The sequence below is a fragment of the Ruegeria sp. CJ3 genome, assembly GCF_056536725.1.
Genome location: NZ_JBQFQE010000002.1, coordinates 141,408 through 161,964, shown reverse-complemented (window position 1 = coordinate 161,964; position 20,557 = coordinate 141,408). Strand labels below are relative to the sequence as shown.

23 protein-coding genes, 1 tRNA gene and 1 pseudogene are annotated in these 20,557 nt (G+C 62.3%); 14 read left to right on the top strand and 11 right to left on the bottom strand.

Features of this window, described 5'->3' with window-relative positions; all coding sequences use genetic code 11:
* Positions 1-11 precede the first annotated feature (11 nt).
* Genes ACR0J1_RS03930 through ACR0J1_RS03920 form a run of 3 tightly spaced genes read left to right on the top strand, consistent with a single transcriptional unit; the run spans position 12 to position 3,216 of the window.
* Positions 12-761, top strand: coding sequence for a biotin--[acetyl-CoA-carboxylase] ligase (locus ACR0J1_RS03930; protein WP_480730688.1), 750 nt, complete (start codon positions 12-14; stop codon positions 759-761).
* 11 nt (positions 762-772) lie between these two features.
* The gene (locus ACR0J1_RS03925) at positions 773-1,552 is read left to right on the top strand and encodes a type III pantothenate kinase (RefSeq protein WP_480730686.1); all 780 of its coding nucleotides are present in this window, start codon (positions 773-775) and stop codon (positions 1,550-1,552) included.
* Positions 1,549-3,216 carry a ribonuclease J gene (locus tag ACR0J1_RS03920; RefSeq protein ID WP_480730684.1) on the top strand — a complete coding sequence of 556 codons (1,668 nt, stop codon included), beginning with the start codon at positions 1,549-1,551 and terminating at the stop codon, positions 3,214-3,216. The genes ACR0J1_RS03925 and ACR0J1_RS03920 overlap by 4 nt, the downstream gene beginning before the upstream one ends.
* On the opposite strand, the gene ACR0J1_RS03915 is transcribed toward ACR0J1_RS03920, so the two are convergent.
* Together ACR0J1_RS03915 and ACR0J1_RS03910 are read right to left on the bottom strand one after the other, a co-directional pair.
* Positions 3,213-3,914, bottom strand: coding sequence for an NUDIX hydrolase (locus ACR0J1_RS03915; RefSeq protein ID WP_480730682.1), 702 nt, complete (start codon positions 3,912-3,914; stop codon positions 3,213-3,215). The two genes, ACR0J1_RS03920 and ACR0J1_RS03915, sit on opposite strands and share 4 nt — an antisense overlap.
* Positions 3,911-4,309, bottom strand: a complete 399-nt coding sequence (locus tag ACR0J1_RS03910; RefSeq protein ID WP_480730680.1) for a DUF983 domain-containing protein — start codon at positions 4,307-4,309, stop codon at positions 3,911-3,913. The genes ACR0J1_RS03915 and ACR0J1_RS03910 overlap by 4 nt, the downstream gene beginning before the upstream one ends.
* Before the next feature lie 220 nt (positions 4,310-4,529).
* Between ACR0J1_RS03910 and ACR0J1_RS03905 the strand changes: the two genes are divergently transcribed.
* The 4 genes from ACR0J1_RS03905 to ACR0J1_RS03890 are packed head-to-tail and all read left to right on the top strand — an operon-like array spanning position 4,530 to position 6,410.
* Positions 4,530-4,985, top strand: a complete 456-nt coding sequence (locus tag ACR0J1_RS03905; protein ID WP_480730678.1) for an EF-hand domain-containing protein — start codon at positions 4,530-4,532, stop codon at positions 4,983-4,985.
* 6 nt (positions 4,986-4,991) lie between these two features.
* A complete protein-coding gene (locus ACR0J1_RS03900; protein ID WP_480730677.1) occupies positions 4,992-5,606 on the top strand; it encodes an RNA polymerase sigma factor in 615 nt (204 codons plus the stop codon).
* Entirely contained in the window at positions 5,599-5,940 is a 342-nt protein-coding gene (locus ACR0J1_RS03895) for a hypothetical protein (RefSeq protein ID WP_480730675.1), read from the top strand. Before ACR0J1_RS03900 ends, ACR0J1_RS03895 begins: the two co-directional genes overlap by 8 nt.
* Positions 5,937-6,410 (top strand): periplasmic heavy metal sensor, encoded by a 474-nt coding sequence (locus tag ACR0J1_RS03890; protein ID WP_480730673.1) that lies wholly within the window; start codon positions 5,937-5,939, stop codon positions 6,408-6,410. The genes ACR0J1_RS03895 and ACR0J1_RS03890 overlap by 4 nt, the downstream gene beginning before the upstream one ends.
* A gap of 4 nt (positions 6,411-6,414) precedes the next feature.
* Here ACR0J1_RS03890 and ACR0J1_RS03885 read toward each other — a convergent pair whose 3' ends face one another.
* Positions 6,415-7,815, bottom strand: coding sequence for a diguanylate cyclase (locus tag ACR0J1_RS03885; protein WP_480730671.1), 1,401 nt, complete (start codon positions 7,813-7,815; stop codon positions 6,415-6,417).
* A 90-nt stretch (positions 7,816-7,905) separates the two neighbouring features.
* Between ACR0J1_RS03885 and ACR0J1_RS03880 the strand changes: the two genes are divergently transcribed.
* The 5 genes from ACR0J1_RS03880 to ACR0J1_RS03860 all read left to right on the top strand — a co-directional run bounded on the left by ACR0J1_RS03880 (position 7,906) and on the right by ACR0J1_RS03860 (position 12,291).
* Entirely contained in the window at positions 7,906-8,190 is a 285-nt protein-coding gene (locus ACR0J1_RS03880) for a DUF3572 domain-containing protein (protein WP_480730669.1), read from the top strand.
* An 18-nt stretch (positions 8,191-8,208) separates the two neighbouring features.
* Complete coding sequence (locus ACR0J1_RS03875; protein WP_480730667.1) at positions 8,209-8,901, top strand: HAD family hydrolase; 693 nt, start codon at positions 8,209-8,211, stop codon at positions 8,899-8,901.
* Between the two features lie 120 nt (positions 8,902-9,021).
* Complete coding sequence (locus ACR0J1_RS03870; RefSeq protein WP_480730665.1) at positions 9,022-10,581, top strand: trimethylamine methyltransferase family protein; 1,560 nt, start codon at positions 9,022-9,024, stop codon at positions 10,579-10,581.
* A 118-nt stretch (positions 10,582-10,699) separates the two neighbouring features.
* Positions 10,700-11,287 carry a heme NO-binding domain-containing protein gene (locus ACR0J1_RS03865; protein ID WP_480730663.1) on the top strand — a complete coding sequence of 196 codons (588 nt, stop codon included), beginning with the start codon at positions 10,700-10,702 and terminating at the stop codon, positions 11,285-11,287.
* Positions 11,284-12,291: a diguanylate cyclase domain-containing protein gene (locus ACR0J1_RS03860; protein WP_480730661.1), complete on the top strand. Its 1,008-nt coding sequence runs from the start codon at positions 11,284-11,286 to the stop codon at positions 12,289-12,291. Before ACR0J1_RS03865 ends, ACR0J1_RS03860 begins: the two co-directional genes overlap by 4 nt.
* On the opposite strand, the gene ACR0J1_RS03855 is transcribed toward ACR0J1_RS03860, so the two are convergent.
* The 8 genes from ACR0J1_RS03855 to ACR0J1_RS03820 form a co-directional block, all read right to left on the bottom strand.
* A complete protein-coding gene (locus ACR0J1_RS03855; RefSeq protein WP_480730659.1) occupies positions 12,284-12,988 on the bottom strand; it encodes a CbiX/SirB N-terminal domain-containing protein in 705 nt (234 codons plus the stop codon). The genes ACR0J1_RS03860 and ACR0J1_RS03855 overlap by 8 nt on opposite strands.
* A 71-nt stretch (positions 12,989-13,059) precedes the next feature.
* Complete coding sequence (locus ACR0J1_RS03850) at positions 13,060-13,995, bottom strand: AEC family transporter (protein WP_480730657.1); 936 nt, start codon at positions 13,993-13,995, stop codon at positions 13,060-13,062.
* A 46-nt stretch (positions 13,996-14,041) separates the two neighbouring features.
* Positions 14,042-14,839, bottom strand: coding sequence for an MBL fold metallo-hydrolase (locus ACR0J1_RS03845; protein WP_480730655.1), 798 nt, complete (start codon positions 14,837-14,839; stop codon positions 14,042-14,044).
* Positions 14,836-15,642, bottom strand: coding sequence for a TatD family hydrolase (locus ACR0J1_RS03840; protein ID WP_480730653.1), 807 nt, complete (start codon positions 15,640-15,642; stop codon positions 14,836-14,838). Before ACR0J1_RS03840 ends, ACR0J1_RS03845 begins: the two co-directional genes overlap by 4 nt.
* Positions 15,642-16,760, bottom strand: coding sequence for a DNA polymerase III subunit delta' (locus tag ACR0J1_RS03835; RefSeq protein WP_480730651.1), 1,119 nt, complete (start codon positions 16,758-16,760; stop codon positions 15,642-15,644). The genes ACR0J1_RS03840 and ACR0J1_RS03835 overlap by 1 nt, the downstream gene beginning before the upstream one ends.
* 3 nt (positions 16,761-16,763) lie before the next feature.
* Positions 16,764-17,390 carry a dTMP kinase gene (gene tmk / locus ACR0J1_RS03830; protein ID WP_480730649.1) on the bottom strand — a complete coding sequence of 209 codons (627 nt, stop codon included), beginning with the start codon at positions 17,388-17,390 and terminating at the stop codon, positions 16,764-16,766.
* A complete protein-coding gene (locus ACR0J1_RS03825) occupies positions 17,387-18,553 on the bottom strand; it encodes a D-alanyl-D-alanine carboxypeptidase family protein (protein ID WP_480730647.1) in 1,167 nt (388 codons plus the stop codon). Before ACR0J1_RS03825 ends, tmk begins: the two co-directional genes overlap by 4 nt.
* Positions 18,554-18,570: 17 nt before the next feature.
* The gene (locus tag ACR0J1_RS03820) at positions 18,571-19,896 is read right to left on the bottom strand and encodes an SPOR domain-containing protein (RefSeq protein WP_480730645.1); all 1,326 of its coding nucleotides are present in this window, start codon (positions 19,894-19,896) and stop codon (positions 18,571-18,573) included.
* A gap of 204 nt (positions 19,897-20,100) precedes the next feature.
* On the opposite strand from ACR0J1_RS03820, the gene ACR0J1_RS03815 reads away from it, so the two are divergent.
* A tRNA-Ser gene (locus ACR0J1_RS03815) sits at positions 20,101-20,190 on the top strand.
* 207 nt (positions 20,191-20,397) lie between these two features.
* Positions 20,398-20,553: pseudogene (locus ACR0J1_RS03810) on the top strand (double zinc ribbon domain-containing protein); the annotation flags it as partial.
* Positions 20,554-20,557 lie beyond the last annotated feature (4 nt).

Here is a 20,557-nt window from a genome sequence, read left to right as displayed (position 1 = left end):
GCATCACCGGCATGAGCGACTGGCCCCAAGGGTATGGCCTGCATGTGCTGCAGCAGGTGGACAGCACGCTGAACGAGGCGGCACGGATTGCACCCTCGGCGCAAGGTCCTGTCTGGATCATGGCGCACCACCAGACAGCGGCGCGCGGGCGGCGCGGTCGGGCTTGGGAAAATCCCAACGGCAATTTGGCCGCAACGCTGCTGATGCGGCCCGATGGCCGCCCCGAGGATGCGGCTTTGCGCAGCTTTGTGGCGGCGCTGGCGCTGTTTGATGCCTGTGTAGCGGTTACAGGCCGGGCGGCGGGGTTGTCTCTGAAATGGCCCAACGATGTTTTGCTGAATGGCGGTAAGCTGGCCGGTATCCTGCTGGAAAGCACCGGGCGGGGGCAAGGCGTTGCGCATCTGGCCATCGGTATCGGGGTCAACCTGTCCGAAGCACCCACACCGGACAAGGTGGAACCGGGCGCGGTCCGGCCAGTATCCCTGCTGTCCGAGACCGGCGCGCAAGTCTCGCCCGAGGATTTTCTGACCGAACTGGCCGTGGCCTATGCGCAATATGAGGCTCAGTTCACCACCTACGGGTTCGAACCGATCCGCACAGCATGGCTTGCCCGCGCCGCCCGTCTGGGCGAGGTCATCACCGCCCGCACCGGAGCGTCCCAAACCACGGGGACCTTTGAAACGGTGGACGCGGGGGGCAACCTTGTCCTAAACACCGCCAAAGGCCGGGTCAGCATTCCGGCGGCAGATGTGTATTTCTGAAAGGGGCGCGGATGCTTCTCGCTATTGATTGCGGCAACACGAACACCGTTTTCTCAATCTGGGATGGCGAGCAGTTCCTGTGCACTCTGCGCACCTCGACCCACCATGCGCGCACGGCGGATGCCTATTTCACATGGTACTCGACGCTGGTGAAACACTACGGGATCGAGGCCGAGATTACCGATGTCGTCATCGCCTCGACCGTGCCGCGCGTGGTGTTCAACCTTCGGGTCTTCGCCGACCGGTTCTTTGGATGTCGCCCGCTTGTTGTGGGCAAGCCCGATTGCCTGCTGCCGGTCAATCCCCGCGTGGATGAAGGGACGGTGCCCGGTCCGGATCGTCTGGCCAATGCGGCGGCGGCTTTTGATCGCCATGGCGGCAACGTGGTGGTGGTCGATTTCGGCACAGCGACGAATTTCGATGTGGTCGCCGCCGACGGGGCCTATGTCGGCGGGATCATCGCGCCCGGCGTGAACCTGAGCCTGGAGGCGCTGCATCAAGGCGCGGCCGCCCTGCCGCATATCGATATCACCCGACCGGAAAAGGTGATTGGCACAAATACGGTTGGCTGCATCCAATCCGGTGTGTATTGGGGGTATTCCGGCCTGATCGAAGGGCTGATCTCACGGGTGAAGGCCGAGTTCGGGATGGCGATGAAAGTTGTCGGCACCGGGGGCTTGGCCCCTCTGTTCGATCAGGCCGATGTAGGATTTGATGTCATTGAAGACGATCTGACGATGCACGGGCTGACCGTGATCTATCGCCATAACAAGGAAGTTGGCTCCGCATGAGCAGCGAAAGACTGATTTATCTGCCACTGGGCGGTGCAGGCGAAATTGGCATGAATGCCTATGTCTACGGCTATGGCAAGCCGGGCGCCGAGAGGTTGATCCTGGTCGATTTGGGGGTGGCGTTTCCAGATATGGACACATCCCCCGGGGTCGACCTGATCTTTGCCGATATCACTTGGTTGAAGGAACGCGCCGACCAGCTTGAGGCGGTTTTTATCACCCACGCGCATGAGGACCATGTCGGCGCGGTTGCCCATTGCTATGAGGCGTTGGGCGCACCGATCTATGCTCGGGCCTTCACCGCCAACATCGCGCGCCGCAAGATGGACGAGCACGGCCACCCGACCGAGGCCGTGCAAACCGCATCTCCGTGGCCCGAGCAGATCGAGGCGGGGCCGTTCACCGTAGGTTTCCTGCCGGTGTCTCACTCGATCCCTGAAAGTGCCGGTCTGGTGATCGACACGCCCGCAGGCCGCGTTGTGCATTCGGGTGACTTCAAACTGGACGCCGACCCGGTGGTGGGTGAGGCGTTTGACCCTGACCTCTGGGCAGAGGTTGCCAAGCCGGGCGTCAAAGCGCTGGTTTGCGACAGCACCAATGTGTTCTCGGCCCATCCCGGACGCTCGGAATCCGAAGTCGGGCCCGAGATCACCCGTCTGGTGCAAGAGGCCAGCGGGATGGTGATCGCCACGACCTTTGCGTCGAACGTGGCACGAGTGAAGACGCTGGCTGAAGCCGGGCAGAGGGCCGGGCGGTCGGTTGTGTTGCTCGGGCGGGCGATGCGGCGGATGATTGAGGCGGCGACCGAGACCGGTATCCTGACAGATTTTCCAAAGGTCATCAGCGCTGAAGAAGCCGTCGACGTGCCGCGCCAGAACCTGATGCTGATTGTCACCGGCAGTCAGGGCGAACGCCGCGCGGCCAGCGCGCAACTGGCGCGGGGCAAATATCGCGGACTTGAGGCGAAAGAGGGCGATCTGTTCCTGTTCTCGTCCAAAACCATCCCCGGTAATGAGCGGGGCGTGATCCGCATCATCAACCAGCTTAGCGAAAAAGGGGTTGATGTGGTCGACGACAGCTCGGGCCTCTATCACGTTTCGGGCCACGCCAACCGGCCCGATCTGGAGAGGATCCATGCGTTGGTTGACCCTCAGATGGTGATACCGATGCATGGCGAACACCGCCATCTGCGCGAACATGCCAAGCTGGCTGAGGCGGGCGGACGCACCGGGATACTGGCCTTGAACGGCACCATGCTGGACCTGACCGGTAACGCGCCTAAGGTGACGGACTATGTTGAAACCGGTCGAACCTATCTGGATGGCTCGGTGAAGATTGGTGCGCTGGACGGGGTTGTGCGCGACCGCATCCGCATGGCGCTGAACGGCCACATCACCATCACGGTCATTCTGGATGAAGAGGATGAACCGCTGGGTGAGCCTTGGTGCGACACCATGGGCCTGCCCGAGATGGGCTCGTCCCGTGCTGGGCTGGTCGAGGTTCTGGAAGAAGACCTCAATCAGTTTCTGATGCGGGCCGGAGCCAAGACCCTGCGCGACGATGACAAGCTGGAAGAGGGCTTGCGCCGGATCGCGCGTCAGACCGCGCAGGCCGAGATTGGCAAAAAGCCCGAAGTTACCGTGGTGGTCAGCCGGATGCGCTAATCCGCATAAGGCATGGGATAGCCCCGAAGCTGCAGGAACAGGCTGGCCTCTTCGTTATTCAGAAAGAATGGCACGGTTTCCGGCGGGTTCGGGTCTGCCGCGCGGGCGGCGATTTCGGCTAGCACGACCTCGGTTATGAAGGGCAGATCGTATTCGCGGGCCTGTCGGATTTTCACCCATTGCAGATGAGACAGCTCATCCGAGGCATGGGTAAAATCATCCAGATCGCCCTGAATTTCGTCGGCATCGACCAGAAAAAACCGAGCATCGAACCGACGGGGCCGCCCGGGCGGAGTGACGGCGCGGAACACGAATTGCAGCGCCGACGCCGAGGGAACAAACCCCATTTCAGCAAAGCTCTGCCAATCCGTCGGCACATTGCCCTGCCACGCGCCGGGTTGTCCCAGGATCAACCCGGTTTCCTCCCACAACTCGCGGATCGCGGCGGCGGCCAGCGCGTTTTGCAGCCCGGCCTGAGACTGCTGCGACAGGCGGTCGGTGCACAGATCGGGCAGTTGAGACGCCAGGGGCACATCTGCGTCCGCCGGATCGACCGCGCCGCCGGGAAAGACAAATTTGTTCGGCATGAAGGCCGCATTGGCCCCCCGTTGCCCCATCAGGATCGACGGATCACCCAGCCTGTCCCGTAGGACAATCACCGTGGCGGCGTTGCGAATGGCGGTTTTGTCCGCACTCATGCGGTTTTGCCGAACCCGTGCATCCGGCGCGCCCATTGATAGGCCACAACCGCGCCCTTGAGGCGGGGCAGCAGATATAGCGACAGCGCCACGCAGCCGACCGAGAACGCGATGGCCATGGTCCACGGATCAGGCCGCCAATGCACGTAAGACACATGCAGTGCGGGCGCCAGCAGGTGCCCGACGATCAGGATCGTCAGATAGGCCGGGCCATCATCGGCGCGATGATGAAACAGCTCTTGCCCGCATTGCGAGCACGCGTCGTTCACCTTGAGATAGCTGTGCAGCAGTTTGCCCTCGCCACAGTTCGGGCATTTGCACCGAAACCCCCGGATCAGGGCGGGTTTGGTCGGGCGGTCTTCCTCGATCGTGGAATCGATGGTCTGATCAGTCATTTGAATCTCGCGCGTTTGTCCTGAGGCGATATAGGCCAGGCCGGGCCCTTCGGGAAAGGGGGTGCGTCGCTTTGCGGCGGCATCCCGCAACCTAGCAGGAAACGGGCCTGTTTCAAACAGGGCGCTAAAAAGTTGAGCAACGGGCGACGGAAACGGGACGGCCCCGCGTTTGAACAGTATCAGCGGCGGCACAGGGCCGCGCGTATCAGGGAAATATGTTATGAAAAACGCAAACCTCATCTCAGTCCTCGTTGGAACCGCTGTTGCGGTCACCGCAACCTCGGCCTTCGCCAAAGGAAAGCGCCTGACCTTCGAGGAACTCGATATCGACGGCGATGGTCAGGTGACGCTGACCGAGATCACCGAGCAGCGTATGCAGAAGTTCACCTCGGCCGATGCCGATGGAGACGGGCAACTGAGCGTCGAGGAAATGCAGGCGGCGGCCCAGGTCAAGGCCAACGAGCGTGTGACGAAGATGTTCGAAAAGCACGATGCAAATGCGGATGGCTTCCTCAGCGAAGATGAATTGCCCAAACCGCGCCGTGCCTCCAAGATGTTCGAACGCATCGACGCCGATGGCAACGGGTCGATCTCGGAACAGGAATATGCGGATGCAAAGGACCGGATGGGCCGCAAGCACAAGCGGCACCAGAAGTCGGATACCGACAACAACTGATGCGGGATGGAGGATCTGACCTCTTACCCGGACATGGCGCATGGCGGGTCACTCGCCATGCCCGAGCCCAGCAACGAGGCGTTGCTGGGCCTGTTTGCTGATGGCGATGGCACGGCGGCCCGCCTGCTGACCGACCGGCTGGGGCCACGCTGTTATTCGGTCGCCTTGCGGATGCTGGGCAACCGGGCCGAGGCCGAGGATGTAACGCAAGAGGCGATGATGCGCCTGTGGAAGATCGCGCCGGGCTGGGTGCCGGGGCAGGCGCAGATTTCGACCTGGCTGTATCGCGTGACGCTGAACCTGTGCGTGGACCTGCGGCGCAGGAAACGGCCTGATCCTTTGGAGAATGCGCCCGAGCCCGAGGACGGTGCAGCAAGCGTGATCGAGCAGATGCAGGAGGTCGCTCGCCGCGATGCTTTGCAAGAGGCGTTGAACCAGCTACCGGACCGGCAACGGCAGGCGGTCGTTCTGCGGCATATCGAAGAGCTATCCAATCCCGAGATCGCCGGGATCATGGATATTTCGGTCGAGGCGGTGGAAAGTCTGACCGCGCGGGGCAAACGGTCTCTGACGGCGATACTGGCTGGGCGCAAGGATGAACTGGGGTATGAACATGGCTGATCACGACACAGAACTCGAGGATCTGTTTGCGCAGGCGCGTGCGACGCGTGATGTGCTGCCTGACGCGCTGGCGGTCCGCATAGAAACCGATGCCGAGGCGGTGCGTCTGGCGCGTCGCTCCAAGGCCACGCCATCGTGGCGGCAGCGCCTGCGGGGGATCGGCGGTTGGCAGGGTCTGGGCGGCCTTGTCGCGGCCAGCGCGGCGGGGGTCTGGATCGGGTTTTCGGCCCCAGCCTTCTTGCCGGATCCGGCCGAGTATTTTGTGTCGTCGGAAACGACTTATCTGATGGCTGACCTGAATTTGGACGATGACTATCTGGAGGATGTGGAATGACCGACACGCCTGCACCCAAACGTCGATGGATGCCGATTTTGCTGGTTGTCTCTCTGGCTCTGAACTTGCTGGTGGTCGGGCTCGTCGTCGGGACCGTATTGCGGTTCAAAGGCGGTGACCGCGTCAGCGTGCCGCCCGGTTTCGGGCCCGCACTATATTACGCCTTGCCCAAATCCGAGCGCAAAGCCCTGCGCGGAGAGTTGTCGGGCCTGCGCGGTAAGGGCTCTCACCGTCGCAAAGAGGATTTCGGCGCGCTGAGCCAGGCGCTACGCGCCGTTCCTTTTGATCCGGTCGCGGTCGAGGCGCTGCTGACGCAGCAGGCCCGCGCCACTGCGGATCTGCAGCAGGCGCTGCATCAGCAATGGCTGGCGCAGGTCTCGGCGATGAACGATCAGGAACGCGCGGTCTATGCGGGCCGGTTGGAAGAAGTGGTCAAACGCGGCCCGCGCAAACCGAAAAAACGCGATTGACCCCTCAGGCCGCGTTTTGCCGGACATGCACCTGATTGCGACCGGCCTTCTTGGCGGCGTAAAGCGCCTTGTCGGCCGAGCGGATCAGGGTGTTGACCGGATCGGCCCCCTCGTGCCTCAAAACGGTGGGCGGTTTGCACAGGTTCAAGCCGACGCTGATCGTAACCGGGACAGATCGCGGATGGTCGGGCAGGTGGAACGGTTTGCTGCAGATGCTGGCGCAGATTGCATCAGCATATCGAAGCGCCTGTTTGGCCGAGCTGTCAGGAAGGCCAATCATGAACTCTTCCCCCCCGATCCGCGCCACGAACCCGGATGGCCCGGTTGCGTCTTGCAGGCGCCGGGCGGCTTCGGTCAGCACCAGATCTCCGGCGGCGTGACCGAACCGGTCGTTGATCGCCTTGAAGTGATCCAGATCGGCCAGCATCACTGCAAAACTGCGCCCTGATTGCATCGACTGCAGCGCGATCTGATCTAGCGCGCGCATGGCATAGCGGCGATTGTGCAAACCGGTCAGCGGGTCAATCAGCGATTCGGCCAACCCCTTGCGCAGCGTCGCGCGCAGGCGGTCATCGCGGGTCTTGCGGGCGATCTGCGTCTCGAGCCGCAGCGAGATTTCATCGCTGCTGAACCCGCCCAGACAGACGGCATCGGCACCGCTGTCCAACGCTTCGGCGGCTAGATTGGCGTTGTCGTTGGGTAAGACCGCAATAAGCACCGTGTGCCGGGTGGCGGTGCGGGCGCGAAGATCGGCCAGGATGTTGCGGCCTGACCCGTCCGGGCCAAGCTCGATCACGATGGCATCGGGGGCGGCCCCGGACAGCACACCCTGCAGGTTGGGCAGGGTATGGCAAGTGAGTTGATGGCGGGTCTGACCGGCCAGCGCCTTGTTCCACAAGGCCCCTGTGCGTGGCGTCTGCGTCAGGATCGCGATGCGTGCTGTCGGCGGCGGGGCAAGCAGCGCGGCGGCGGGCTCGGCAAAGCCGATGGATTGGGAATCATCCCGGACATTCAGGTCCTGCCGGTCAGCGCGGCTGCGCAGCAGGCTTCGGACCCGGGCCAGCAGAAACGCATCCTTGAACGGATAACCAAGTACGTCGTCCAGCCCATCCGACAGCGCCCGCAGCCGGGCCGCCTTGTCGTTCTGCGGGGCAAGGGCGACGATGGGCACATCCGCCAGTGACGGGTCCGCCGCCATCAGCCGTTTGACATCCGCTGCGGTGCCGTCGGGCAAGGTGTGCGCCGTCAGTACCAGATCGGGCCGCGTGCGTCGCAGCAGCGTGCCCAGCCCGGCCACCTTTTCCCCCTGCACTACATGATACCAGGCAGCCGTCAGCTGCACCTTGAGCATGATGCGATTGGTCGAAACACCGTCGAGGACCAATATGGTGCCCTGCACAGACATAGCCGTTTACCCGTCAGATTGCATGTGTTGCCAAAGTGTTTATGACTCTGGTTAATAAACCCTTTCCAACACACAATCTGAGGCCAGTTTATGCCGATCTCTGCCGATTCCGCCGAAACTCTGACCCTGAAAGTGTTGGAATGGCTGGTTGCGAATGACGAGCTTTTGCCTGTTTTTCTGGGTGCCAGTGGGGCCTCGGCTGAAGATTTACGCGTGCGGGCAGGCGAGTCGGAGTTTCTGACATCGGTTCTTGATTTCCTGATGCTTGACGATTCGTGGGTGATCGCATTTTGTGACGCCAATTCCGTCCCCTACGAACTGCCGGGCCAGGCCCATGCGGTGTTGTCGGGGGCTTCGGAAATGCACTGGACCTAACCTGCAGGAGCCCCGTCCATGGCCATTGATGCGATTCTGTTCGACAAGGACGGCACCCTTTTCGATTTTGCTGCAACCTGGGGGGCGTTCGGTCGTATCGCGCTTGAGCGCCTGTCGGATGGCGATCCGCAGAAGGCCGCTGAAATGGGGCGCTCTATTGGCTTCGACTATGCGACCGAGGCCTATGATCCCGACAGTGTGGTTATTGCTGGCACAGTCGATGAGGTGGCGGATGCGCTGCACCCCCATCTGCCCGATCGCCCCCGGTCAGGGCTTGTGGACATTCTGAACCGGGCCTCGGCCGAGGCGCGGCAAATCCCCGCCGTTCCCCTGCTGCCGTTCCTCGACGGGCTGCGGCAATCCGGGCTGAAGCTGGGTGTCGCTACCAATGACGGTGAGATGCCTGCGCTCGAGCATCTGGAGTCGGTCGGTGTGCGGAATCACTTCGATTTTGTCGCGGGATATGACAGCGGACATGGGTTTAAACCCAGCCCCGGGCAGTTGCTGGCTTTCGCAACCCACGTGGACGTGGACCCGGCGCGGATTGCGATGGTCGGGGACAGCCTTCACGACCTGCAGGCCGGGCGCGCTGCGGGGATGGTCACGATTGGCGTTCTGACGGGCATGGCCCCGGCTGAGACTCTGGAACCTCTGGCCGATGTCGTGCTGCCGGATATCGGCCATATCCCCGGTTGGCTCTCCGGAAACTGATCGGGCCGCGCCGAAATTCGCCGCTTCGCTGGGCAAAACCGACATCTGTTGTCGCAGACAGAGCGGCCAGCGTTCGTTCTTCGGGGCTTGCTGGGGAAACCGAGAACGCGGAGGACACCCATGGCTAACAGCAGAACCCGCAAACGCCGCAGCGGTGGCCGTGCCGGCGCTGCGGCCCGCCGCGGCAGCGCCGTGATTGATCAGATGCCATGGAATCCTCCGATCAATATCGACCAGCCGACCGAACCACTTGGCCCAGAGGGCGTGGCGGCGATCCATGAGGGCGCGATGCGCATCCTCGAAGAGATCGGGATCGAGTTCTACAACGAAGAAGCCATCGGTATCCTGCGCGAGGCCGGGTGCACCATTACCGGCGACAACGTCCGTATGGGCCGCGACTTCGTGATGGAGATGGTGGGCAAGGCCCCCAGCAGCTTCACCATAACCCCGCGCAATCCAGATCACGTGATCGAGGTGGGCGGGCGCAGGTTGCTGTTCGGCAACGTCTCGTCGCCGCCGAATTACTGGGACATGGAGATCGGCAAGAAGGTCCCGGGCACCCGGCGGATGTGTCAGGATTTGCTGAAGCTGACGCAGTATTTCAACTGTATCCATTTTGCGGGCGGTTACCCGGTTGAGCCGGTGGATATCCACGCCAGCATTCGCCATCTGGATGTGCTCTATGACAAGCTGACGCTGACCGACAAGGCGATGCACGCCTATTCGCTGGGCAAAGAGCGGGTCGAGGACGTGATGGAGATGGTGCGCATCGCCGGGGGCCTCAGCCACGAGGAATTCGAAGCATCGCCCCGGATGTACACCAACATCAACTCGACCTCGCCGCTGAAGCATGACCATCCGATGATCGACGGCTGTCTGCGGCTGGCGCGGCGCGGGCAGGCGATTGTGGTGACGCCGTTTACCTTGGCCGGGGCGATGGCACCCGTGACCATGGCAGGGGCGGTGGCGCAATCGCTTGCCGAGGCTTTGTGCGCGATTGCGCTGTTCCAATACGTCCGGCCCGGGATTCCCTGTGTGATCGGGACGTTTACCTCGAATGTCGACATGAAATCGGGCGCGCCTGCGTTTGGGACACCGGAATACATGCGCTCGACCCAGATGACTGGGCAGATGGCACGGTTCTACGGTTTGCCGATGCGGTCGTCGGGCGTTTGCGCGGCCAATGTGCCAGACGGGCAGGCGATCTGGGAGACGTCGAACTCGCTCTGGGCGGCGGTGCAGTCGGGGACCAATATGGTCTATCACGCTGCCGGCTGGCTTGAGGGCGGGCTGATCGCCAGCCCCGAGAAGTTCGTGATGGATTGCGAGATATTGCAGCAGATCCAGCGCTATATGCAGCCCGAACTTTGCGCGACGGGGCCGGATGACATCGCGCTGGACGCTATTCGCTCGGTTGGGAAAGACGGGCATTTCTTTGGCATCCAGCACACGCAGGACCGATACACTACCGCGTTTTACCAACCGTTTCTGAGCGATTGGAAGAACTTCGAGGCCTGGGAGGTCGCGGGTGGCATCTGGACCGCCGAGCGCGCCCATCGGATGTTCAAGGAGATTGTGAACAGTTTCGAACCACCTCCTCTGGACGAGGCGATCCGCGAGGAACTGGCCGATTTCGTCGCCCGTCGGAAAGCGGAAGGAGGCGCGCCCACCGATTTCTGACAGAGGGCGGGTCTCAGGACGTGATTACATCGCATTGTCATTATCCCGCGCCCGGATTTTGGGTGTTTGTTAAGCTTTCTGAGGTCACCTGAGGTGGGTATCCACTCCGGGGCTTTTCATGCATGGGCTGATCAACAAGGCGATCCAATCCTTTGTCTGCGCGACCTATGGTCGGCAATGCTGGTTACATGCGACGCAGGCGGCCGGGTTGGATTTTGACGAGTTCGAGGCGATGTTGCTCTATGATGCGGATGTTTCTGCCCGGGTGCTGGACGTGCTTTGCGCGGATCTGAGCCGCCCACGCCCCGAATTTCTAGAGGATCTTGGCACCTATCTCGTTTCGCACCCCAACATGGAGGGGCTGCGCCGATTGCTGAGGTTCGGTGGGGTAAATTACGTCGAATTTCTCCACTCGCTTGATGATCTGTCTGATCGTGCCAAGCTTGCAGTATCGGACCTAAACTTGCCCGCCCTCGAGCTGCACGAGCATTCGGGCACGGAATACCAGTTGCATTGTTCGCCGGGGTTGCCGGGCTATTCCAGTGTCATGACCGGAATTCTGCGCGCCATGGCCGACGATTACGGCGCGCTGGTCATTCTTGATCATGGCGGGGATGGCGACGGGGCCGAGGTGATTTCGATCACGCTGGTTGAAAGCGCCTTCTCCGAAGGACGGCACTTCGATCTTGGGGGGCGCGAGGGATGATGGATACGGCTGTTTTGGCGGGTTTATTGGACACCCTGTGCCCGATGTTCGTGATGGTGGACGATTCGGGGCGGATCACGCAAGTGGGGCCGACCCTGCAGAAGCTGCGTCCCGATACCCCCATGACGGGCCTTAGCTTTCTGGACCTTTTCCAGTTGGACCGCCCGCGGTCAATCCGATCGGTCGCCGCACTGATGGCAGCGCCGGGCAAGCGGGTGCATCTTCGGTTTCAGGACGCGCCTCAAACCGCTTTCAAGGGGCTAATCGCCCCTTTGCCTTACGGTGGCGGGGCGGTAATCAACCTGTCCTTTGGCATTTCGATCCTGGACGCGGTGCGGGATTATGCGCTGACGAGCGCCGATTTCTCGGGCACCGATCTGGCTATTGAGCTTTTGTATCTGGTCGAGGCAAAATCCGCCGCGATGGAGGCATCGCGGTCCCTGAATCTGCGCCTGCAGGGGGCCAAGCTGGCGGCCGAGGAACAGGCTTATACAGATACCCTGACCGGGTTGAAGAACCGACGGGCCATGGACCATATCCTGGGCCATCTGATCTCGACGAAGTCAGCCTTTGCGCTGATGCATCTTGATCTGGATTTCTTCAAATCAGTGAACGATCGTCTGGGCCATGCGGCAGGCGACCACGTATTGCAGCAGGCCGCGCGGATCATGCTGGAAGAGACCCGCAGCGATGACGCGGTGGCCCGGGTCGGCGGTGATGAGTTCGTCTTGATTTTCAAAGGGTTGACGGATCGGGGTAAGCTAGACGCAATTGCGGCCCGTCTGATCCTTCGTCTGTGCGAACCGATGCAGTTCGACGGCGCGGTTTGCAATGTCTCGGCCAGCATCGGGACTGCGTTGTCCTGCCAGTTCGATACGCCCAAAGCAGCGGACATCCTGCACGCCGCCGATCTGGCGCTTTATGCTGCAAAGCGCAACGGGCGGTCTTGCCATCAGTTCTATTGTGAGGTCGCCGATGCGCAAGGTTCGGGCCAGATCATGTAAGATCAGCGGTTCGCAGCGCAGACAGGGTTTGGGCGATATGTTCCTGCACTTGCGGAAGTTCCGAAATCACCGGCATCACGGCTCCTGAGAAGCTGGCGCGGGCCAGTTCTTCGGGAACGTCCTCCAGCACGTGACCACCGGTGCAGGCAAAGAAGGGCAGGCAGATCGACTGATCTCCGGACGCCGTCGCGGCCTCGGAGATTGATGGAGGTTGTTCGACGAACCCCAGGCGGCTGCTCTTGAAAGCGATGATCTGGCTCAAGGCGTCAACAAACCCCTTGGCCACGGCTGCGGGATTCGCGCGGCGACCTGATCCGTGCGCGGCAATGACCAGATCGGTTTCCGCGGCCGACCACCCCCGCACAGCCAGAGCTGAGCCGAGCGCATCAGCCACCAATGAGGGCAATTCTGGGTCGATGCCCAGCGGGTCGAGGATGCGCGCGGGCCGATCCCCGATCCGTTTGGGCAGGGCGCTGGTCACAAACCAGCCCTTCGCCATGAACAGAGGATAGATGAACGCAGGCTCGCGCAACCCGTCCAGGCAGGTCTCCAGCGCATCCGGGGCGGCCAGCGTGGACGCATGGACCGAGACCCCGTCGCATAAGGCATCAATCCGCCGGGCCAGCGCCTCCAGCGCCGCCTGGGCCGGGGCGGGGTCGGAAGGTTGGCCGTGGGCGACGATAACGGCTTGGGGCATCTGGAAACTCCGATCTTGGCTCTGCGATAGATGACCCGGCGGCGGGCAGAGTCAATGCGGGTTCTGCGCTGCTAGGACCCCAGCAGCGCAAGCCAGAACCAAACGGTGAGGATTGACACAGCCGTCCCGATCAGCACCGACGACGCCGCGACCCGCCTGGCTCGGCCATATATATTGGCAAAGATATAAGCGTTGAACCCCGGAGCCATCGCAGCGGTCAGAACGCCCGAGCGAAACAGATCCTGCGGCAGGGCCAGGGATGTCCCGAACAACCACACAAGGCTGGGATGCAGCAGCAAAGAGATACCGCAGACAAACAGGATCGCGCGCAGGTCGCCTTCGGGGCGGTATTTCACCAGCACGCCGCCAAGCGCGAACAGGGCCCCGGGCAGCGCTGCACGTGTGATCAGGTTCAGCGCGTCATCAACCACTGCCGGGATGGCGACGCCCGATAGATTGACAATGAAACCAAGCCCGATGCCCAGGATCAGCGCGTTCTTGAACATGGCGGTCATCACGGATTTGATCATCTGCGCGCCGCCGTGACCTCGGTGCCGGAACACTTCCATCACTGTAATGCCGACGCCGTAGCAAAAGGGCGAATGGAATGCGATGATTGCGAAGTTGCCGGTCAGGTTTTCGGGGCCATAGGCGCGCTCGGTGATGGGTAGGCCCAACAGGACCGAGTTCGAAAACAGGCAGCAGAAGCCGATGGCAACACAATCCTCCCAGTCGCGGCGAAAGATCAGGCGCGCGCCTATCATGCCAGCGACGAAACACAGACCGGCGGCGGTGTAGAAGCTGCCCAGAAGACGGGGATCAAAACTGGCGCTGAGGTCGAGGTTGGCGATGGCAAGAAACAGCAGACAGGGGATGGCGAAGCCCTGTGTGAATTTCATCAACCCGTCTATATGGACCTCGCGGAAGTACCCCAGTCGCGTTGACAGATACCCGGCGCCGATCACCAGAAAGACCGGCAGGATGACGTCGATCAGGCTTTGGAACATGGCAAAGCCGGGGGCAGAGTGTGGGGGGCGGCCAGCGGCCCGACCCCTAAAGCGCTTGCCGGATCACCATCCCGTCAAAGGCGGGTGTGATGTGGTCCGGGGTTTCGGCCTCGACCGTGGCATAGTCCATATCGATATGCATGTTGGTCAGAATGGCGCGTTTCGGGTTCAGCTGCTCGATCCAGCCCAGCGTCTTTTCCAGATGCGCGTGGGTGGGATGGGGCGTCCGGCGCAGAGCGTCGATGATCAGGCAATCGAGGTCCTGCAATTCAGCCCATGCATCGTCATAAATCTCTGCCACATCAGGGAGATAGGCGAGGTTTCCAATCTTGAACCCCAGCGCGTCGATCATCCCGTGATTGACCAGAAAGGGTTGCAGCGGGATCGCTCCGCCCGGTCCGTCGATTTCGAACGGTCCGTCGATCGTGTGCAGGTCCAGGATCGGCGGATAAGGCGAGCCCTTGGGCTGTACAAACGCATATCCAAACCGGCTGAGCAGATCATTCTGCGTATCACCATCGGCCCAGACCGGAACGCGCGCCTTCATGTTGAAGAAGATCATCCGCAGATCGTCCAGCCCATTGGTGTGATCCGCATGGGAATGGGTGTAAACGACCGCGTCCAAGCGCCCCGTGCCGCTGCTCAGCAACTGGCTGCGCATGTCCGGCGAGGTGTCGATCAGGACAGATGTGGTGCCATCCGGTCCGTCGCGTTCAACCAGAACCGAGCACCGGCGGCGGGTGTTCTTGGGGTTGTCGGGATCGCATGCCCCCCATAGGCCACCCAGCCGGGGAACGCCACCGGATGATCCGCAGCCCAGAATCGTGCATCGTATCTCGCTCATGCGGCGGCCTTGAATGCGGCGGCCTTGGTGAAAAGCCGGTCGAAATTCGCCTGCGTCTGGGCGGCGAAATCGGCGTAGTCCATCCCGAACACCTCGGCCCCTTTGCGGGCGGTGTGGGCGGTATAGGCGGGCTCATTGCGTTTGCCGCGATGAGGGGGCGGGGCCAGATAGGGCGCGTCGGTTTCCACCAGAATGCGGTCGATTGGCGCGGCGGCGAAGATGTCGCGCAGTTCCTGACTTTTGGGAAAGGCGGCGATGCCGGACATGGACAGGTAAAAGCCCAGATCAAGCGCCGCGCGGGCCAGTTTCGCCGAAGACGAGAAGCAATGCATCACGCAGGAATAGGGCGCGTTGCGGTGTTCTTCGGCCAGAATACGGGCCATGTCGTCATCTGCCGCGCGGGCGTGGATGATCAGCGGCAGACCGGTTTGCTGGGCTGCTTCGATATGAATGCGCAGCGAGTGTTGCTGCACCTCGGCCGACTCCGCCGTGTAGTGATAATCCAGCCCGCTTTCGCCGATGCCGACGAATTTTTGATGGCGGGCCAGCGCGACCAGTTCGTCAACGGTGGCCATCGGCTCATCTGCGGCGCTCATCGGGTGGGTTCCGGCGGCGTAGAAGACCGGTGCGTGGGCCTCGGCGATGGCGCGCACGCTGGGTTCGTTGCGTAGGCGGGTACAGATGGTGACCATGCGGGTCACGCCAGCCTCGGCGGCGCGGGATACGATGTCGTCCAACTGGCCGTCGAAATCCGGGAAGTCCAGATGGCAATGGCTGTCGGTGATTTCGGGGGTGGGGCTCATCAGTTGTGACCGGCGGTTTCCTGTATCTTGAACACCGTATCTAGGACAAGCGAGGCAGGGTCAAGGTTCACCGCCTGCCCATGCCGCGCGCGTGAGGTGATCAGCGCTGCAGCCTCGGCCCACTGGCGGGCCTTGTGCGGCGAGCCCGAAAGGCGAGCCAGCGTTTCCGCCTCATTCGGGGCGGCTTCGGGCATGGGGGCCACGCCGGTTGCGCCGGTCAGGGCAAGGCGCGACAGGGCGATGTCGATCAACGACAAAAGCAGGTCGAACCGTTCGGCCGCGCCGCGCTGGGCGGCGGTTTCGGCCAGTTTCAGCGCGCGCTGCCGGTCAAGCCGGGGCAGGGTGCTTAGGATGGCGATCAGTTCGGAATAAAGGTCCAGCCCGCCCAGATTGATCAGGCGCACCGCGTCGCCAACCGAACCCGCCGCGAGGGCGGCCAGATGGTCGGCTTGCGCGGGCAGGTCCGCGCCGGTCTGCGCCAGCGCAGCCTGCATATCCTCGACCCCCAAAGGCGACAGGCGCAGGGTTCGGCAACGGGACCGGATGGTCGGCAGCAGGCGCGAGGGTTGGTGCGAGATCAGCAGCAGCGTCGTGCGTGCGGGAGGTTCTTCGAGCATCTTCAGCAACGCGTTGGCTGCGCTGGTGTTCATTTCATCGGCGGAATCCACGATGACGACCCGCCGTCCGCCATCGGCGGAGGACAACCCGAAGAAACGGCCCAACTTGCGAACGTCGTCGACCACGATCTCGTTGCGCAGACGCCCCTGATCGTTGACAGAACGGGTGATCGTGGCCAGCCCGGGTTCGGCCCCGGCCAGGATCCGATGCGAAACCGGGTGGTCAGGAGCGATCTCAAGCGTCTCGGGCGGCGGGGGGGCTCCGAACAGCCCGCTGTCATCTGCCGGAGGCGTCGCCAGCAAAAACCGCGCAATGCGCCAGGCCAGCGTCGCTTTGCCAACGCCGCGCGGGCCGGTCAGAAGCCAGCCGTGATGCAACCGGTCCGAGGTATAGGCGGTCAGAAAGGCCTGCTCGGCGGCGTCCTGCCCGAACAGTTGCACCGTTTCGCGCGGGTGCGGCGCGCCGGAGGCCTGATCCGGGGTGGGGGTCTCGTCGCTCATGATCTATCGCAATGCTGCCATGGCGATATCTGTCACATCCCGCGCAACGCTGTCCATGTCCCGGTTTCCGTCAATGACGCGGAACCGGTCCGAGAATTCGTCAGAAAGCGCAAGAAACCCGGCGCGCATCTTCTGTTGCAGCTCAAGCCCGAAATCTTCGAACCGTTCTTCGACGCCCTGACGTCCCTTGGCGCGCGACAGGCCCGTTTTCGGGTCCATGTCGACCAGCAGCGTCAAGTCCGGTTCGCGCCCGATCATCAGAGTATGCAACTGATCCACCATCCCGCGCAGGTCACCGCGCGACAACCCCTGATACATGCGGGTGCTGTCAGCAAAACGGTCGCAGATCACCACCTTGCCTGCGGCCAGAGCCGGCTCGATGGTGCGTTCCAGATGGTCGCGCCGGGCGGCGGTGAACAGTAGGATCTCGGTTTCGGCAGACCAGCGATCCGGGTCCCCCTGCAACACCAGAGCGCGGATTTCTTCGGCCCCGGCCGAGCCGCCGGGTTCGCGCGTCAGGACAACCTCGCGCCCCTCACCGCGCAAATGCTCGGCCAGCAGCCGCGCCTGCGTGGATTTGCCCGATCCGTCAATGCCTTCAAAGGTCAGGAATAGCCCGCGTCGCGTCACATTTGCTCCAGCGGGATATTGATGAAGTCTTTCAGAACGATACCGCCCACTGTCATCATGCGCACCACAAACCCGCCCTGCGCGACGTCTCTGTCAGCCACCAGAGGGCGACGGATTTCCGGCAGACCCTCGGGCTGAATCACAAGCTCGGCCAGTTGCTGGCCTTTTGCGACGGGCGCGTTGATCGGGCCCTCATAGACCACCTCGGCCTTGATGTCCTTTTCGCCCAAGACGGGGAACAGCAGAGTCAGATCTTCTTCCGGCACCAGCCCCACCGTCTTCTCAGCCCCCATCCACAGCCTGGCTTGCGCTACCGGTTCTTCTGCTTTGGCAACTGTCCTCTCGACAAAATTTCGAAACGACCAGTTAACCACGGCCTCAGCCTCCTCTGCCCGCTTGGCGGTGCTGTCGAGCCCGGTCAGAACAAACACCACCCGACGGTCGCCCTGCTTGGCCGATCCGACCAGACCATATCCGGCCTCTTGCGTGTGACCGGTTTTGAGGCCATCCGCCCCGATGCCCAGTTTCAGCAGCGGGTTGCGGTTGCGCGAATTCGAGGGCGCACGGCCATCGAACTCGAACACTTCTTCGGCGAACAAGGGGTAATATTCCGGGAAATCGGTGATCAGGCGATCAGCCAGAACCGCGAGATCGTGCACCGACATCATGTGTCCGGCGGCGGGCCAGCCGTTGGAATTGGCAAAGTTTGAATTGTTCATGCCCATCTGCTGCGCGCGTTGGGTCATGAAGCGGGCGAACCCGGCCTCGGTCCCATCGGGGCTGAGCGCCTCGGCGATCACCACGCAGGCGTCGTTGCCCGACAGCACGATGATGCCGCGCAGCAGGTCCTCGACCCGGACCCGGTCCTGCGTATTCAGGAACATGGTCGACCCGCCATAACTCATGGCATGTTCCGAGACGGGCAAGGTTTCGTCCAGTGTCAGGCGTCCGTCCCGCAGGGCTTCGAACGCGACATAGAGGGTCATGAGTTTCGACATCGACGCCGGAGGCAGCGGCTGGTCGGCGTCCTTGGACAGAAGCACCGTGCCGGTTTTCTGGTCCATCACATAAGCGGCCCGTGCGGTGGTATCGAACGCATAGGCGGGCAGGGCCAGCAAGGACAGCCCAAGGGCCAGGCATGTGGATCGTAGCACAGACAGCATTATGGGCCTCCTGTTTTTCAGTTCCTGGCGGTGAAGGCGTCGGTAAAGCCGAGGTCCTTGACATCGCTCAGCAGGGCGCGGCGCTCGGCGCGGGTTGTGACCGGGCCGACCAATACGCGCCAGACCGTGTTGTCATCGCTTTTCAGTTCAGCCACCTCAGCAGGCATCCCGTTGCGACGAATCTTTTCAGCAGCGCTTTTGGCGTTGGCCTCGACGCTAAAGGTTCCGGCCTGAACGAAGGGTTTGGCCAGCCCGCCCGTCGCTGCGGGTGCCGCTGCAGCTGCCGCAGCGGCGGTTGTTGGCTCGCTCGCCTCGATGGCGGCTGCGGCCCCGGCGATCGGGTCCAGAGGGGTCTCGGTGATCGCGTTGGGCTCTTTCTTCTGCCACCATTTGCGCTTGGCCGGTTGATCCGTCGGAGGCGTGATCTCGGGGTCGGACAGGGCTGCGGTCTGGGTGCCGGCCAAGGCGGCCTCGGTCCCGGTTTCGGCCAGCGGGGTGGTGGCTGTTTCAGCCACGGCCTCTTCGCTTGGTTTGGGTTGCCACCATTTGCGTTTGGCGGGTTCCTCGGGCGCAGCGGTCTCGGCGGCTGTCAGGTCGGCACCTTCGGTCGCGGCAGAAACAGCCTCGCCGCTGGCAGCGGCCGCGTCATCCGCCGCTGCGGCAACAACAGCCCCAGTGGCCGCGCCTGCAGCGACCGCGGCTCCGGCGGCGTTGGTCTCGCTTGCCGGTTTTTTCTGCCACCATTTGCGCTTGGCGGGCTGTTCGGGAGTCTCTGTTTCGGCGACCTCAGCCGCTGCCGTTTCCGTAGCTGCCGTTGATGTATCACTGTCGGGGGCTTCTTCCGCAACCGGTGGTGGCGTTTCTTCGATCACCTCTCGGCGCAGGGCGACGACTTCGATCCTCGTTGGCGCTCCGGCCAACATCCCCAGCCGTTCCGCAGCCGACGAAGATACCTGCAGCGCGGGGCCGGGCAGGTTACGGTCGCGGCGGAACAAAGCACCAGTCACGGATTTGTTGTTCGAGGTGTTCTTGATCAGTACCCGCTCGGGCTGATCGACATCGGGATGTGCGACCCAGATGCCGCCCAGAGAGGGCCGTCCGTCCCACAAGCCGGCTTCGGTCACCTGAAATACGCCCGGGGCTTCGACATCGCGTTGCTGTCCGCTGGTCGCTTCAGGGAAAAGTTCAAATCGATTGGTATTGTCGGCGCTGTCGGCTGCGGCTTCCTCGGTCGGCGGTTCTTTTGCGGCGAACCCTTCCTCGCACCCTGAGAGGGCCGTCAAACCCACAGCCAATACCGCCAGCCGCTGCGGCCCAAAGCGTGTGCCCGTCGCTCGCTTCATCGTCTCAATCCCTTGCCTGACAAGGCCATATTAGCCGCGCCCCACCGCTGTTTCGCTGGTTCTTTTTGCCAGTCTGATGCGGTCTTTCCCGAAGATCATAACGCGGGTGCCGGGCCATGGAAAGACTGCTGGTTTCGCTTCGGCAAGAATTCCCGCTTTATGGCTTGCCTCTGTGCCCAACTCGTCTTAGACCCGGCCCCACGCGGGGAGGTGGCAGAGTGGTCGAATGCGGCGGTCTTGAAAACCGTTGAACGTGAGAGCGTTCCCAGGGTTCGAATCCCTGTCTCCCCGCCACCGATGCTCTGATGATCCCGCGGCTTTTCCCAACTGTACACTCAAGGCCGGCACTGCCCCCGGGGGGCTGATCGGTGATTCAACCTGACCAATGTAACCAGATTAGCAGCACAATTCACAATTGATGGCGACGGATTGTGGGCGGTGTGTTACAAAAGGCCGTGAAATTTTGTTTTTGTTTCGAATATTGCTCTGACTAACCAACGAATGAAGGCGGCCAGATTGGTGAGTTCTGACGTCAATTGCCCACAATGCGGCTCGGCCAATCCTGCCGGATCGAATTTTTGCCATAGCTGCGGAAGCGCGCAGGCATTAGTCTGTGGCGCATGCGGCCAACCTGCGGTGCCCAACGCAAAGTTCTGCACCG

Bases quoted from the DNA above. Each gene is read 5' to 3' on its own strand.
- ACR0J1_RS03905 (WP_480730678.1), top strand. From the start codon at position 4,530: ATGAAAAACGCAAACCTCATCTCAGTCCTCGTTGGAACCGCTGTTGCG.
- ACR0J1_RS03860 (WP_480730661.1), top strand. From the start codon at position 11,284: ATGATGGATACGGCTGTTTTGGCGGGTTTATTGGACACCCTGTGCCCG.
- ACR0J1_RS03870 (WP_480730665.1), top strand. From the start codon at position 9,022: ATGGCTAACAGCAGAACCCGCAAACGCCGCAGCGGTGGCCGTGCCGGC.
- ACR0J1_RS03880 (WP_480730669.1), top strand. From the start codon at position 7,906: ATGCCGATCTCTGCCGATTCCGCCGAAACTCTGACCCTGAAAGTGTTG.
- ACR0J1_RS03925 (WP_480730686.1), top strand. From the start codon at position 773: ATGCTTCTCGCTATTGATTGCGGCAACACGAACACCGTTTTCTCAATC.
- ACR0J1_RS03885 (WP_480730671.1), bottom strand. From the start codon at position 7,815: ATGTCTGTGCAGGGCACCATATTGGTCCTCGACGGTGTTTCGACCAAT.
- ACR0J1_RS03855 (WP_480730659.1), bottom strand. From the start codon at position 12,988: ATGCCCCAAGCCGTTATCGTCGCCCACGGCCAACCTTCCGACCCCGCC.
- ACR0J1_RS03825 (WP_480730647.1), bottom strand. From the start codon at position 18,553: ATGCTGTCTGTGCTACGATCCACATGCCTGGCCCTTGGGCTGTCCTTG.
- ACR0J1_RS03890 (WP_480730673.1), top strand. From the start codon at position 5,937: ATGACCGACACGCCTGCACCCAAACGTCGATGGATGCCGATTTTGCTG.
- ACR0J1_RS03840 (WP_480730653.1), bottom strand. From the start codon at position 15,642: ATGAGCCCCACCCCCGAAATCACCGACAGCCATTGCCATCTGGACTTC.
- ACR0J1_RS03930 (WP_480730688.1), top strand. From the start codon at position 12: ATGAGCGACTGGCCCCAAGGGTATGGCCTGCATGTGCTGCAGCAGGTG.
- ACR0J1_RS03910 (WP_480730680.1), bottom strand. From the start codon at position 4,309: ATGACTGATCAGACCATCGATTCCACGATCGAGGAAGACCGCCCGACC.
- ACR0J1_RS03895 (WP_480730675.1), top strand. From the start codon at position 5,599: ATGGCTGATCACGACACAGAACTCGAGGATCTGTTTGCGCAGGCGCGT.
- ACR0J1_RS03900 (WP_480730677.1), top strand. From the start codon at position 4,992: ATGGAGGATCTGACCTCTTACCCGGACATGGCGCATGGCGGGTCACTC.
- ACR0J1_RS03915 (WP_480730682.1), bottom strand. From the start codon at position 3,914: ATGAGTGCGGACAAAACCGCCATTCGCAACGCCGCCACGGTGATTGTC.
- ACR0J1_RS03850 (WP_480730657.1), bottom strand. From the start codon at position 13,995: ATGTTCCAAAGCCTGATCGACGTCATCCTGCCGGTCTTTCTGGTGATC.
- ACR0J1_RS03865 (WP_480730663.1), top strand. From the start codon at position 10,700: ATGCATGGGCTGATCAACAAGGCGATCCAATCCTTTGTCTGCGCGACC.
- ACR0J1_RS03875 (WP_480730667.1), top strand. From the start codon at position 8,209: ATGGCCATTGATGCGATTCTGTTCGACAAGGACGGCACCCTTTTCGAT.
- ACR0J1_RS03820 (WP_480730645.1), bottom strand. From the start codon at position 19,896: ATGAAGCGAGCGACGGGCACACGCTTTGGGCCGCAGCGGCTGGCGGTA.
- ACR0J1_RS03920 (WP_480730684.1), top strand. From the start codon at position 1,549: ATGAGCAGCGAAAGACTGATTTATCTGCCACTGGGCGGTGCAGGCGAA.
- ACR0J1_RS03835 (WP_480730651.1), bottom strand. From the start codon at position 16,760: ATGAGCGACGAGACCCCCACCCCGGATCAGGCCTCCGGCGCGCCGCAC.
- ACR0J1_RS03845 (WP_480730655.1), bottom strand. From the start codon at position 14,839: ATGAGCGAGATACGATGCACGATTCTGGGCTGCGGATCATCCGGTGGC.